This is a genomic window from Chitinophaga sp. LS1 (genome assembly GCF_034274695.1).
Taxonomy (GTDB): Bacteria; Bacteroidota; Bacteroidia; order Chitinophagales; family Chitinophagaceae; genus Chitinophaga.
On record NZ_CP128362.1, the window covers coordinates 6129966 to 6145455 of the forward strand.

Below are 15490 nucleotides of genomic sequence, written 5' to 3' on the forward strand. Positions count from 1 at the left end.
TTAATTTGCTTTTTCCCAAACAGAAAAGAACCCACCTGTAAAGCGGTAGGGCAATGCATCGGCGATCTTACAATCCAGCCACTGTAATGCACGTACTTTTTTAGCTACAAAAGAGAACGGGAATACATCCTCAATAAAATTCGCTTTGCCAAAACGTACGATGCGGAAGTGGTTTTGTGTAGACAAATTTTCCAGATCCGTTTTGTTGAAAAATTGCACATGATCCAGATTATCCGCTGCCGACTGCACAGTAGTTCCTGTGTAGCCCAGCGCTTTCTTGACACCGATCACCATTCTCCATGGCCAGCTGTTTTTTTCACGCATTGCTAATACGGGGCGGGTCACAAACAATTCGCGGGGGCCGCTGCCATTTGGCACAGTCACGATGAGCACACCGTCCTGTTTCAACGACTGGTACAAAACTTTCAATAAAGAAGAAGGATCCTGCAGGTGTTCCAGTACCTCGCTACAGATGATCGCATCAAATGTATCGCCCTGTGCCACGAGCTTCTCTGCACTGATTACATCAAACCACACATTGGGCAATGTATTCAGAGCACGTGCACGGGCAATAGTTTGCTCGCTCACATCAATCCCCAGTACATTGAAACCCAGTTTACCCAGGTGACGGCTGATCACACCGTTGCCACAGCCTACATCCAGCACCCTGGCATCCGCCTTTACCTTCCCTTTCAATGAGTCACTGATAAAGTCAAGCCGCTTTCTGTCAGCGATTCTATCATATTCATATGTAATAGTAGTAGTCATGATTTGTATCCGGTTAATTTTGATGATCAAGCACATCCCTGTACAGGTCTTCTACCTGACGGGTCATGCCTTTTGCACAATAATGCTGATTCACAGTAACAGCTGCTGCGTGCTGTACAGATGTACGTAAGGGTACATCTGTATGTAAGGTGCTGATGGCCGTAGCCAGCGCCGCAGGATCACGGACGGGAACAACCAGCCCGTTTTGCCTGTCGGTTACAATTTCTTTGGAGCCATCTACTGCTGTCACGATCACGGCCTTACGCATGGCCATGGCTTCCAGCAGCCCGATTGGCAGCCCTTCCCAGAGGGAGGGTAAACAATAAATATCAATTGCCTGTAACAATGCCGGCACGTCGCCGCGGAATGGCTGATATACAATATGGCTGGCAATGCCTTGTGCGGCTGCCAGTGAAACCATTTCTTCTTTCATATCCCCTTCCCCTACCACCAGCAGGGTAATGTCGCGATGTTGCTCCAATACCTTTTTAAAGGCGTAAACAAGCGTTAAAGGATCTTTTTGAATTGTAATGCGTGCAATGTACCCAATCACCGTATTTTGGGCTGGAATACCTAATTCCTGGCGAATGTTGTTTTGTGATGCGGAAGGATTGAATCTGGTCAGATCGATCCCATTATTGATCACCGTAGACCTGAAGCCTGAAAAATGCTTCACACCTGTATCCCTGTTAGACGCAGAGACAGAGATGTTCGCCTTTGCTCCACTGGTCAGCAACCTTTCTGACCATACCCTCATCTGCTTTTGCAGAAAAGGCTGATCATCGTGAAATGACCAGCCATGGATCGTATACAATAAAGGTCGGCCACTCATGCGGGTGGGAATATACAGATTGCTGGCAGCACGTGAACCGTGTGCATGAACGATGTCAATCTGTTCTTCCTGTATAAGCGTTTTGACCCGTTTCCAGCAGGAAGGGTCAAATGCTTTCAGGGAAGGAATTACATAATGGCGTATACCCATTTCCTGCAAACGCGTGATCATAGGTCCGTCTGTAAAAGACAGCACCACCGGCTCAAAGCGTTCTTTGTCCATGGCATCCACCAGGCTGAGTACGTGGGATTCCCCACCACCTATCAGTCCCTGGCGGATGGCCTGCAATACCTTTATTTTAGGTGTGTTGTTCATTATGCCGGAACGCCTTCGGCCTGGGGTTGTTTCCTTTCCCAGCCCTGTGGCAGTTTTTCGTAAATCTCAATGTTTTCGAATTCCTTGCTCTTACGCGCACCTACTTCTTTGGCCCATGCTGCCATTCTTTCAATGCCTTCCTGTAAGGAAACACCACTGCCTTCGCCAAATACGCTGTGTGCTTTGGTGTGGTCAGAGTAAGCATGCATAACCTCGTTACGTGCTGCCAGGTATTTGATATCCGGGGTTACACCGAAACAGGCGCCTACTACCTTCGCCAGTTCATTCACCGTATAAGGTTTGTCTGCACCAATATTGAAAACCTGATTGTAAGCAGCAGGAATGTTTACGCTGTTCGCAATCGGAATAGCCACATCGTCAATAAAGCTGAAAGCCCTGGTCTGTTCACCATCACCGAAGATGGTGAGTTGCTGGCCCTGCATGATCTGGTTCATGAAGATGCCGATTACGTTACGGTATTTATCGCCAATGTTCTGGTTTTCACCATATACATTGTGCGGACGGAATACCACGTAGTTCAGACCAAACATTTCGTGGGCTGCTTTCAGATCCAGTTCTACTGCGAACTTAGATACGCCATATGGATCTTCCGGCATTGGCACCATTTCCTCACGCATAGGCAGCTGACCTGCACCATATACAGCGATGGAAGAGGTAAATACGAAACATTTTACTTTATGCTTGATAGACTCATTGATCAGGTTAATGCTACCAATGAGGTTATTGTTATAATTGAAACGGCGGATAAAGTGGCTCAGCCCTTCAGCTGCATATGCCGCCAGGTGGTATACATATTGAAAACGGTATTCTTCAAACAGACTGGTCACCAGCTGATCGTCGGAAACAGAACCCTGAACGAATATTGCACCTGCAGGGATATGATCTTCGAAGCCTCCGCTGAGGTCATCCAGTACAACTACTTCATGTCCCATTGCCAGGCAATGTTTTACGACATGTGAACCGATAAAGCCGGCACCGCCGGTAACAAGTGATGTTATTTTAGACATAATTGAGTTTTTTTATACAGGTGAATAACTTGATGTAGTGAGGTTCCAGAACGTGCCTTTTACAAATGACCGTAAATGCTTAAACTGTCCTTTCATCGTGTAAGTGACCACTGCCTTGGGGAACGTAAGGAAACTAAAGAAACAGAGGAACGCTGCCAGCTGCATCTTGTTCGTATTCCTGCGCATGTAGAGAATGCGGTTACGTGTATGGTAATACGCTTTAATCGCGCTTTCCTTACCCATGGTGATGGACTCCTTATGAAAGATCAGCCCGTTAGCATTATAATAGATCTTGTACCCGGCGCGCAGAATTCTGGCAGACCAGTCACTTTCTTCATAGTAGATAAAGAATTTGTCAGCAAAGCGGCCTACATTGTCAATCACTTCACGCTTTACCATCATGGCAGCGCCATGTGCACACCAGGTAGGGCCTGATACATCGTGCTGACCTTTATCTTCCTCCTTGCTGCCTACAGCCCATGTACGACCCGTTAGGAGGTTCATCTTGTTAAAGCCGGCGTATTGGATCACATTGGGGTGAGAGTAAAAACGAATTTTAGGACATACCACGCCAATGGTTCCGTCTACATAAAATGGCTGCAACAGGTGCTCCAGCAGATCGGGAGTGACTTCTGTATCATTATTTACAATGAATAAAAAATCACCTTTCGCCTGCTCAATACCGAGGTTGTTGCCACCGGTGAAACCCAGGTTTACAGGGCTTAGAATGAGGCGGAGATTCGGATAGTTGCCTGCTTCAATTTGTGCAGTAGGATCAACACTGGACCCATTATCTACGATGATCGTCTCAAAATTGCGGTAGGTTAGCTTTTTTGTAGACTCCAGAAATTCGCAGGTAACAGTTGTCTGGTTGAAATTAAGGGCAATAATGGACACCAGTGGTGTTTGTTCTTGCAAACTCATAATCGTATTCGGTAATTATTAATTTTATACATTATCCTTCTGCCTCAGGGCATTCGGAGTATTAGCGAGAATCCACATATCGTACAGCACAGAATGTTTTTCAGCATAACTTTTATCCAGGTTGATGCGCTCGCTCACGCTCATATCTTTATTCCCTCTCTTCTTAATCTGCCACAGACCAGTGATGCCGGCAGGTGCCAGAAAGCGGCCGGCGTAGTCGTCTGTCGTGAGGGTAGCAGCTTCGTACAATGGAAGGGGGCGATTGCCTACGAGTGACATATGTCCCAGCAATACATTCAGAAGCTGGGGAATTTCATCTAAACTGGTGTTGCGAAGGAAGGTACCCAGACGGGTTACACGGGGGTCATTACTAATTTTGAAAAACACAGGACCGGTACCGTTTGTATCGTACTGGTTCAGGTGCTTCATCTGGGCAACCTGCTTGTCAGCATCCGCTACCATGGTGCGGAACTTGTAAAATTTGAAGATCTGGTAGCGTTTGCCAGCGCGGTGAGACACATAGAAAACAGGCCCTTTGGACCCCAGTTTGATTAGAATAGCCAGGACAAGAAATACCGGGGATAACAATAAAAGCAGTGTGCCGGCAAATAAAATATCCAGGCCACGCTTGATGGAATAGTTAAGGTAATAGCCAGGCTTTATTGAAACAGATCTGTCATCTTTTTCAATAGTCTGTGCCATGTGACGGATCTGCTGCGCAGTACGCAGCTTTTCTTCAAATATCGCAGGGGTAACGGCGGGGGTAAGGATATCATCAATACCTCCTATGGTGCGGAGTTCTTGTTTCAGCGAGGCTGATAATGCTTCAGTATAAATAAACACAGGTACCTTGGCAAGCCGGGATTCAGTGCGAATAAAATCCCTGAGCTTACGCAAATTGAAATGGGGATTGTTATGTACGTTACATATAATAAATGTAGGCACTATGTTGTAATGCAGTTGTTCCTTTAGTACATTCACTGACAAAGACAACTCTTTTGCAGTAAAAACATACTCCTCGGTTTTGCCTGTGACACCATCGAAGAATTCATCATTCCCGATGCAGAGTGTGTACCTGTTCACGTGGCTCGAGGCCATGGTGAGTACTTTGGTACCTGTCTTTATCCTGGCATCAGGATAGCTCAATGGTAGATTAGATATCATGTGCGTTCGGTTTACTTAAAAAATCTTGTGTAACAATGGTCACTGGGGTGCAACAAAAAAGATCATCCCGCTATACTCACTGACTGTCTTGTGCTTAACTGGTTATCTACAATCTCGAGCAACTTAATTGGATCAAATGGTTTGTTAATCACTCTAGCTACATTGGGATATAGGGGGATACTGTCCTTCAGGTCCATACCTGTAAGAACGATAACTGGTATATCGCTATATAGAGCATTGCCTGCAAGGTTCTTGGCGAGCTGCCAGCCGTCTATATTAGGCATTTGCACATCCGTGATGATCAGATCCGGAATATTGCCGCTGGATAACCACATTGTTGCAGTCAGTCCGTCTGTCGCAGCATATACTTTGTACTTGTTGCCTAACATCGCTTCTAACAAAAATCGCATTGGGGCACTGTCATCTACTATTAAAATCTTCTTTTTCATTTTAACTCCGGTTTAGAACATAAAAGATTGCTCTGTAAACCAAATGCGTTCACCCTACAACGTTTGCTGTTGCAGAATGGGCAAATGGAATCTCTTTGATCTTCCAGGAGGATAAGGTAGAATTATCACTAAATTAACACCACTTGCAGTTTAGTACATATGCGATATAGAAAGGCATACGCGCAAAGACTGCGGTGGTAGTTCATTTCAGGACAAATTGGTTAAAGTGAATTTCAGAGGAGATGGCTATGGTTACATTTAGCAGATTGCTATAATCAGGGTAAAAATATTTATTATTCCTGAATAGTGCAAATAAAATCTTGAACAATATTTTTTTCGCACTTGAAAGTCAACAATCTGATGGTTTTTATCGAAATCTGGCACAAAAGTATAGTAATAATTATTTTTTAATATTTTGAAATTGGTAAATGATAAAGAATTCCTCGTGAATGATGAGAAAGTGAAAGTAAACGATGCTAAAATTGCGGTTGATGTATCATTATATTGACACACAATAATTTTTCTTCTTTAATTTGGCACCATTATAACGAAAGCATTACCCCGATAAAGCCAATGTTTACAATGATGATTTTATTCTACACCAGCTTATTCATTCTGTTCTATAATTATATCGGGTATGGTTTCCTGGTGGGGATACTCGTGGCCTGCAAACGCTTCCTGTCAAGGGCTTCCAGAGAAGTCACTACATTTGAGCCCGCAGTCACCCTCATCGTTGCTGCATATAATGAAGCGGCATTCATAGCAGAAAAAATAAAGAACACCCTGGAACTGGATTACCCTGCTGATAAATTAGAAATTATATTTATCACTGACGGTTCCAATGATGGTTCTGAAATAATAGTGCAGCAATACGCAGGTATCAGGAGTATGCACGAACCTGAAAGAAAAGGAAAAACTGCCGCCATCAACAGGGCCATGCAGACCGTGCAGACACCGGTTGTGATCTTCTGCGATGCAAATACGTTGCTGAACATTGATGCTGTTAAAAATATTGTGCGCCACTACCAGGATCCAAAAACCGGTGGTGTGGCTGGTGAGAAAAAAGTAATGCCTGCTGGCAACAGCGGTGCAGCGGGCACTGAAGGCATCTACTGGAAATACGAATCATTGTTAAAGCGACTGGATGCTGCCCTGTATACAGTGGTCGGCGCTGCCGGTGAGTTGTTCTCGGTAAGAACTGTACTCTTTACACCAGTGGCACCTGAAGTGATCCTGGATGATTTTATAATTTCACTCAGAGTGAACCAAATGGGCTACAGGATTGCGTATGCACCGGATGCCTTCGCAATGGAAACGCCATCAGCAGGTATTACAGAAGAACATAAGCGCAAGATCCGCATCAGTGCAGGTGGTTTCCAATCCATCGTCATGCTGCGTGCATTGCTCAATGTATTCCGGTATCCACTCCTCTCCTTCCAGTACATTTCGCACCGCGTACTGCGCTGGACACTGAGTCCACTCAGTCTGCCAATACTGCTCATTTCCGCAGCTGTACTGACATTGCAGGGTGCTGGTGGTTGGTATCAGCTCATTTTTGCAGCACAGGTAATATTTTATTTACTCGCAGTCGCCGGATTTTTCCTCGCTAAGAGAGATATTAAATTCAAGCCCTGCTATATACCATTCTATTTTCTCTTCATGAATGTGGCGATATACGAAGGGTTTTTCCGATATATCAGGAAACAGCAATCCGCAGTATGGGAAAAGGCAAGAAGAGAAACAGCCGTTATGAATGCATAAAAATCGCAACAACCAGAAGATGTCGACTACAACCAATACACAGCGTATTAATAGCATGGATGCACTCCGGGCGCTGGCCATGTTCCTTGGCGTGGTGCTACATGCAGTGATGGCGTATACCATAACCCCATTCGAAAACTTTTATCATGACCCGCACTATAGCAGCGGCGCTTATGATGTGATCTTTTTTGTAATACACACTTTCCGGATGCAGTTATTTTATCTGATAGCCGGGTTTTTCTTTCGTTTATTATATTTCAGGATTGGCGAAGCTGCGTTCATCAAGCATCGCACGCAGCGCATCCTGATCCCTTTCGTAGTGGGTCTGTTCCTGATCCTTCCCTTTACCAATCTGCCGCTCACAGCGTATACGGTCACCGGTGGGGGCCAGCACCTCACCGGTCCGGACGTTTCCCTGATCCTGCACAACATCATGATCTGGAGAGGCCCGGTACACCTGTGGTTCCTGTATTACCTGACGCTGTTCTACATCATCGGGATTGTATTACTGAGACTAAAGTTGCCCAAACTGCCCGTTACCATTGTGCCTGCGCTGTTACTGGTGGGCTCTTTTGTATCACTGTTGCTGTTTGATACATACTATATCAAATACACACCTGGATTGGTTCCGAAGCCAAACTACATCCTGTACTATGGCATTTTCGTATACGCCGGATGGGTACTGCATGAGCACAAAGAAAAATATTTCCCCCTGCTCAAACGCTATGGGCTGACGTTTACAGCCATTGGAATGGCCGCTGCACTGTTGATATATAATAATAGTACCACGGCCGATATTTTGTTGAAAGCCGGTATGACTATTGCCACCGCATCGCTGGTGCTTGGTTTCCTGGGTGTATTCCTTCGCTGGGTCAATGCTGAATCATATACCATGCGTTACCTTTCAGACGCCTCCTACTGGGTATACCTGGTGCATGTAGGGCTGGTATACATGATGCAGGCATGGCTGGGCGATACCCAATTACCGGGAATTCTGAAGCCCGTATTATGTTTTATCGTACCCGTAGCAATATCACTGCTTACCTACCAGTGGTTTGTTCGGTACACTATTATAGGGTTTTATTTACATGGGAAAAGAGAAAAATCGAATACTGAAGAACACAAAAGAGTATACAAAGTGTCTACATCTAAATCCTGAAAAACGTTGCAATCCTTTACTACTAAACATTACGTGGATTTAGAAAACGATTTGTTAATGTAATTAAAAAGATTTGCTTCTTTTAAATTTTATGCTACCTTAGCATTCGAATTTTATCCTTCCAACCAGTCCTCATTTAAAACCTCACGATAATACTTTTAGCCGTTTTCCTATTAAAAGCCGCTCAGCATTGAGTTGGCGCCGAATACGTTGTTAAGAAACATGTGAGCAGTTTTGCCAAAACTTGCTGGGTAAGTTAATTAATCGGTTTACAACTGAAACACTTATCCATATGAGGAAATTTTACGCAATTTGTCTGTTTTTAATCATGTGCTTTGGTCATATGGCCATGGCGCAGATATTCAATTCAGGCGACGCCGTTGTGAATTACGACCCCAATAACCCTCCTACCGCACCATCGTGGGGTACGATTGGTAAATGGGTCCGTACTAATCGGAGCGACGTCAATTTTACTAACAAAGACTCTTACAAGTGTTACTACCTGAATGGGATGCCTTTTCGCCTCAAGTTTCCCAAGAGCTATGAGCAAGGTGTAACAGATGGTAAGAAGTACCCCATCTTTATTTTCTTCCACGGTAAAGGCGAAGGTGGTGGCATTTATGACAACGAATATTCTCTGTATCATGGCGGTAGCAAATTCTGTGCTGCTGTAGACAATGGAACTTTCGATGGCTTTGTGCTGGTACCCCAAAACACCACAGGCTATTTCGGTGCATCTCACTACACATTTGTAAAGCAGATCATCGACACACTCATCGCCAGCAACAAGCTGGACATCAATCGCATCTTTGTTGACGGTCTTTCCGCAGGTGGCTCTTCCACCTGGGAATTTATGTTTGCTTACCCTACACTGGTAGCAGGTTTCCTGCCTATCAGCGGTTGCTCTATAGCATATAAAGACCAGGTCAACACCTTCAAGTACATTCCTCTTTGGATCTTCCAGGGTGGTCTGGACAATAGTCCTCACCCTAACACCACATCACAGGTTATGACCGCCGATTCTCTCGCAGGCGGTAACTGGAAAGAAACTGTATACCCTAATGGGGGTCATGGTATTTGGGACAACGCATGGAACGAAACTGATTTCTGGCCCTGGATTAACAGGCAGAATAAAACCAACCCCTGGCCTACAGCCGGGCACAATGAATTTTGCCCTGGAGAAACAGTAAATGTTACTTTAGGATTAACTGCTGGTTTTGATGGTTACGAATGGCGCAAGGATGGTGTTACTATCCCTGGCGCTACTACAAACGAATTGGTAGTGACCGCTTATGGTACCTACGATGCGAGAATAAAGAGAGGTACAGTATGGTCTGATTATTCTTCAACACCTGTTGTTGTAAAACAAAAAGCAGCCACACAAACCCCTCCTATCACTATTTCCGGCCTGATGAGTAAGGTGATCCCTGCTCCGGACGGGAATACTTATGTGACACTGACCCTGCCTGACGGTTATACTTCTTACCGCTGGGCAAAAGCAACGGACACTACTACACTGGCTACTACCCAGACTTACAATGCAGGCACAGCTGGTTCTTACCGCGCTAAAGTGACTGAGCTGTATGGCTGTTCCAGCGAATGGTCTTCTTCATTCTATGTAGTGCCTGCGACTGGTACTAATGCACCAGCACCTGCTTCCGGTCTCACGGCTACGGCTATTTCAAAAACAGCCATTACCCTTGACTGGACAGACAATCCAAATGCAACTTACAATGAAACAGGTTATGAGATATACCGCGGATCTACTTCCGGCGGCCCATATACCCTCATAAATTTAACTGCGGCTAACACGGTTACTTATACTGACAGCCTGCTGAACCCCAACACTAAATACTACTACATTATACGTGCTGTAAACGACAGCAGCTCTGCTGCAAACAGCAACGAGGCTGTGACCCAGACACAGGTGGACAATACACCACCTACTGCACCGGGCAACCTCACCATAACCGGTAGCACTTCCAGCCAGGCTTCCCTGTCATGGACGATCTCTACTGATGATGTAGGTGTATATAAATACGATATCTATATTAATGGTATCAAATCTTACACTGTAGGAAACGATCAGACAACCTTCACCGCTTATGGCCTGAAGAGCGATTCCCTGTACAACTTTGTGGTAAAAGCAAGAGACGTAGCAGGCAACTCTTCTGCACGCAGTAACCAGGTTACCGCCTATGCTGTGGCTAATGGCCTCGCATGGCGCTACTACACCGGTAACTGGAGTACACTGCCTGACTTTAATACATTGACGCCTGATGCAACTGGTTACTCTGCTATCCCTGATATCAGCGTAGCGACAGATGCGGATTACTTCGGCTTTGTATGGGAAGGTGAAATCCGTATCCCTGTATCCGGCAACTATACTTTCATCATTAACTCTGATGATGGTAGTAAACTCTGGATAGACAGTAAGTACGATGCTTCTGTAACCCCACTCGTGAACAACGATGGTTCACATGGTACACAGGACAGAGAAGGTACCATCTACCTCACTGCTGGTATGCACAAAATTGCTGCTGCCTACAATGAAATCGCAGGTGGTCAGTCATTCACCCTCTCCTGGAAGAATACTGCAAATGGTATCACTACTGCCACCCAGATCACTGCTGACTACTTCAAGAAAACAGTGACTACCGGTGCAGTACCTAAATACCCTGGTAACCTGCTGGCGACTGCTACTGCTTACAACAAGATTAAACTGACATGGGCAGACAGCAGCAGCAACGAAACCGGTTTTGAAGTATACCGTGCTACTACACAAGGTGGTCCTTACACCACAGTAGCCACCACCGCTGCTAATGCAACGAGCTATACCGATAGTAACCTTGTAGCGTCTACTACATATTACTACCGCGTTAAAGCAATTAATAAATATGGTGACTCAGGCTTTAATCCTGCTGAAAGCGGTGGCCTGTTCTGGGGTGAATATCCAGGCTCCTACAGTACTTTGCCTGCTTTCAGCTCACTCACACCATCTATATCCGGTACCACCAATAATATTACCCTGAATGTAAGAGACCGTGAAGATTACTTCGCACTCAAATTCGATGGGTATATTAATATTCCGACTACCGGCACTTATACGTTTTATACTGCTTCAGACGATGGCAGTAAATTATATATCGGAGGCTTTAGCGAGAGCAATCTGGTGGTGAACAATAACTACCTGCAAGGGACTACCGAACGTTCCGGTACCAAGACCCTAACTGCTGGCAGATATCCTATCACTGTTACTTATTTTGAAGCAACGGGTAGCCAGACATTATCTGCCAGCTATGCAGGTCCGGGTCTCAGCAAGCGCCTCATTCCAGACAGCGCTTTCATCTACAAAAACATGAAAGCAACTACCCTGGCTACACCAGCGGTACCAACAGCTCCGACTAACCTGACATTGACAGCTGTAAGTCCAAACAAGATTCAGTTAAGCTGGAAAGATAACTCCACTACTGAAACCGGCTTTGAAATTTACCGTTCTGTAAATGACAGCACAACGTTTAAACTTTTCACCACTGTTGCTGCAAACAGTACGACCACAGCCGTGTACAACGACTCTGCACTGTTTGCCAACGTGAAGTACTTCTATAAGGTGCGTGCAAAGAATGAAGGTGGTTACTCTGTCTTCACTAACAGCACCGGAATTTACACACTCAACACTCCTCCTGTGATCTCACAGTTGGTCAACCGATCAGTGAGGTATGGCACTCAGCTCGTGCTGAACATCACCGCTACTGATGCAGATGGCGAGACCCTGACGCTCACGGCCGCGAATGTACCTTCCTTCGGAACATTTGCCAACACAGGGAACGGTACGGCTACATTGACTTTCAATCCTGCCACTGCCAATCAGGGTACCTATGCCAACATTACTGTGACTGCTGCTGACCAGCATAGCGGTACTGCCAGCACTACATTCACCCTGACCGTGAATGACAACTACACACCAGTAATTAGTACTGTAAGTAGTGTGACACTGGCAGAAGCTACAACCTCTTCTATCAGCCTGACCGCTACTGATGGCAACGCAACTGACACCATCACCTGGACCGCCAGCGGCCTGCCTTCTTTCGCTACACTGACTAATAGTGGTAACAATGCGACGATCGCCCTCGCTCCTACTTACATCGACGCAGGTACTTACAATGTAACTGTTAATGCTAACGATGGTAAAGGTGGTATCGATACCAAAACCTTCGCTATCACAGTGACGGATGTGGATCCAAGCCGTACACTCTATGTGAATTTCTCTGATGGATCTTATCCTCCATCTTCTCCATGGAACAGTACAAACAAGGCACCGGTACAAAACGACCTGTTCCCTAATCTGAAAGATCAGAACAGCGTAGCCACTACAGTAGGTATCAAAATTGTAAGTAACTGGGGCGCACTGGGTAACGGTTCTAACTACTATGGTACCAATACCGGCAACAACTCCGGTGTTTATCCAGACAACGTGATGAGAACTGCTTACTGGACCAACACGACCAAGCAAACACTGAAACTGTATGGTCTGAGCAGCACCAGCAAGTATAGCTTCACTTTCTTTGGTGCACGTGCGGATGTAACTGACAATCGTCTGACCAATTATACCATCGGTACGACAACCGTTTCTTTACAGGCTTCTTCCAATACAAAGAATACAGTTGCGATCAACAATGTCGCTCCTGATGCAAACAATGAAATCAGCATCGATCTGCAAAATGGTACCGGCTCTGTTTATGGCTACCTGAATGCAATGGTGGTGAAAGTATCTTATGATGATGGTAACGCACCTGCCAAACCAACCAACCTGGCTGTAGCCAGCGGTACAACTGGTGTGAACCTCACCTGGAAAGACGTTGCCTTCAACGAAACCGCTTACGAGATCTGGCGCGCTGCCACCAGAACAGGTGCTTACAGCCTGCTCACACCAACAGCTGCTGCAAATGCCGTAAGCTATACAGATACTTCTGCTAAGGCAAACAAGACTTACTTCTACGCCATCAGGGCTATCAATGGAAATGGTAATTCTGCATTCTCTGATACCGTTACAATTACTACCGGCAACAATGCACCTAAACTGGACAGCATCGCAGGTGTAACTATCAAGAATAACGAAACCGCTAACGTTACCCTTCGCGCGATTGACGATGCAGGCGACATCCTTACACTGAAAGCAACCAACCTGCCATCATTCGCTAAACTGACTGACAACGGCGATGGTACAGGTGCTATCAGCATTACTCCTGCTGCCGGAAACGTAGGTAAGTATACTGTGACCATCACAGCTACTGACAACAATGGTGGAAGTGCTACAAGAACATTCGTGATCTATATCAGGGATAAGAACCTGACATCACTGTACTTCAACTTCAACCAGACGTTGCCTGCAGACGCACCATGGAACAACTTCAATACTTATCCGTACAATACGGCTGTTATCAATAACGCCATCGACGAAACCGGCGCTGCTACCGCCATCAAGATCGCTGTGCTGGATGCCTTCTCCGGTACCAACGCAAGCGGTGCTTCCACAGGCAACAACAGCGGCGTATATCCTGACAACGTTATTGCGACCACTTACTACACCAGTGAGTCTACAGCAAGAAGGATCAAGTTCACCGGTCTGTCTTCCACTTACCGCTACAACCTGATCTTCTTTGGCAGCCGTACAGGGAACGATAACAAGAACACGGACTTTACAGTAGGCAGCAACACCGTCACGCTTAACGCTGCGAATAACAGCACCAATACTGTTCAGATCAACGGTATCTCTGCAGACAGCACCGGCGCTATCCAGTTCACTGTAAAACAGTCTACCGGCGCTACTTACGGTTATATCAACTCAGTAGTATTACAATACTACATCGACAACGGTTCTCCGCTCAATCCTACCAACGCTACTGCGATTGCTACCGGCAAGACCAGTATCAATCTGAAATGGCAGGATAACTCAACGAACGAGACCGGATTCCAGGTATACCGTTCTACTGACAACAGTACCTTCTCCCTGCTGACTACAGTAGGTAATAACGTGAACTCTTATACAGATGCAGGTCTGGGAACAGATACCCGCTACTACTATAAGATCCGCGCCATTAAGGATACTGCCAGTTCTGACTTTACCAATGTAGCGAGTGCTTCTACTTTCATCAACGCTGTGTACATCAACTGTAACGTATACACTCCTGCAGGTACGCCATGGAACAATACCAACTCCGGACCTGCCCTGGGTTCTACGTTCCCGAACCTGAAAGATGAAAGTGGCAACAATACCGGTCTGACCATGACCATCACACAGGCCTTCACGGGTGATAACCCTTATGGTATGAACACTGGTAACAATTCAGGCATCTATCCTGACAACGTCATCAGCAGTACCTACTGGGTGGATATCAATGTGAATGGTCAGCTGAAGATCTCCGGTCTGAACCTGGCTAAGCGCTACAACTTCGTATTCTTCGCAAGCCGCGATGGCGACGGAGACAGAACGACCAACTACACCGTTGGTACCACCACTGTATCGCTGAATGCTTCTTATAACACCAGCAATACCGTTCAGATCAACGATATCGTTCCTGATGCAAACGGTGAAGCGCTCATCAATGTAAAAGCAGGTGGTAACTCCATCTACGGCTACATCGGCGCCCTGGTGATTCAACAGTATACGCCGAGCAGCAGTGACCTGGATCAATCCCTGATCATGGCTAAGAAGAACAACTACCTGACAGGTGAACTGACTAATTCCGATGCAGCAGACAAAGTGACGCTGACCAATGTTTATCCGAATCCGTTCGTTTCCAGCGTAACCCTGGATATGGCAAATACTGGTAAAACCAGCAGCAATGTGAGCATCGTAGTCTCAGATATTTCAGGTAAGATCCTTTACGCAAGATCACTTGGGAAACTGGATGCCGGCAGTCAGCGGATCAATGTCGATCTCAGTACATCTCAGATTCCAGCTGGTCCTTGCATCCTGCGAGTGTTAGATGGAGAAAATGTAGTGAAGACAGTGAAGTTGATTAAGAATTAATAATTGATAATTACCATTCTTTGATTGATTACTTATTTGTTACCGAAAAAGTCCGGT

Annotated in this window: 9 protein-coding genes; 3 read left to right on the plus strand and 6 right to left on the minus strand. The window is 45.8% G+C overall.

Annotated features, from left to right (window positions below; translation table 11 throughout):
• From QQL36_RS25220 to QQL36_RS25245, 6 genes are all read right to left on the minus strand, one after another.
• Entirely contained in the window at positions 1-768 is a 768-nt protein-coding gene (locus tag QQL36_RS25220) for a class I SAM-dependent methyltransferase (protein WP_321567173.1), read from the minus strand.
• Between the two features lie 13 nt (positions 769-781).
• On the minus strand, positions 782-1915 hold the full coding sequence (locus QQL36_RS25225) for a glycosyltransferase (RefSeq protein ID WP_321567174.1): 1134 nt from the start codon (positions 1913-1915) through the stop codon (positions 782-784).
• The gene (locus tag QQL36_RS25230; protein WP_083725393.1) at positions 1915-2943 is read right to left on the minus strand and encodes an NAD-dependent epimerase/dehydratase family protein; all 1029 of its coding nucleotides are present in this window, start codon (positions 2941-2943) and stop codon (positions 1915-1917) included. The genes QQL36_RS25225 and QQL36_RS25230 overlap by 1 nt, the downstream gene beginning before the upstream one ends.
• Positions 2944-2955: 12 nt before the next feature.
• Positions 2956-3867: a glycosyltransferase family 2 protein gene (locus tag QQL36_RS25235; protein WP_083725391.1), complete on the minus strand. Its 912-nt coding sequence runs from the start codon at positions 3865-3867 to the stop codon at positions 2956-2958.
• A 24-nt stretch (positions 3868-3891) separates the two neighbouring features.
• Positions 3892-5031, minus strand: a complete 1140-nt coding sequence (locus QQL36_RS25240; protein WP_220388800.1) for a sugar transferase — start codon at positions 5029-5031, stop codon at positions 3892-3894.
• A gap of 62 nt (positions 5032-5093) precedes the next feature.
• Positions 5094-5480, minus strand: coding sequence for a response regulator (locus QQL36_RS25245; RefSeq protein ID WP_083725389.1), 387 nt, complete (start codon positions 5478-5480; stop codon positions 5094-5096).
• A gap of 582 nt (positions 5481-6062) precedes the next feature.
• Between QQL36_RS25245 and QQL36_RS25250 the strand changes: the two genes are divergently transcribed.
• The 3 genes from QQL36_RS25250 to QQL36_RS25260 all read left to right on the plus strand — a co-directional run bounded on the left by QQL36_RS25250 (position 6063) and on the right by QQL36_RS25260 (position 15433).
• On the plus strand, positions 6063-7241 hold the full coding sequence (locus tag QQL36_RS25250; RefSeq protein WP_321567175.1) for a glycosyltransferase family 2 protein: 1179 nt from the start codon (positions 6063-6065) through the stop codon (positions 7239-7241).
• Between the two features lie 19 nt (positions 7242-7260).
• The gene (locus QQL36_RS25255) at positions 7261-8400 is read left to right on the plus strand and encodes an acyltransferase family protein (RefSeq protein ID WP_321567176.1); all 1140 of its coding nucleotides are present in this window, start codon (positions 7261-7263) and stop codon (positions 8398-8400) included.
• 292 nt (positions 8401-8692) lie between these two features.
• Positions 8693-15433: a fibronectin type III domain-containing protein gene (locus tag QQL36_RS25260; RefSeq protein ID WP_321567177.1), complete on the plus strand. Its 6741-nt coding sequence runs from the start codon at positions 8693-8695 to the stop codon at positions 15431-15433.
• Positions 15434-15490: the final 57 nt, after the last annotated feature.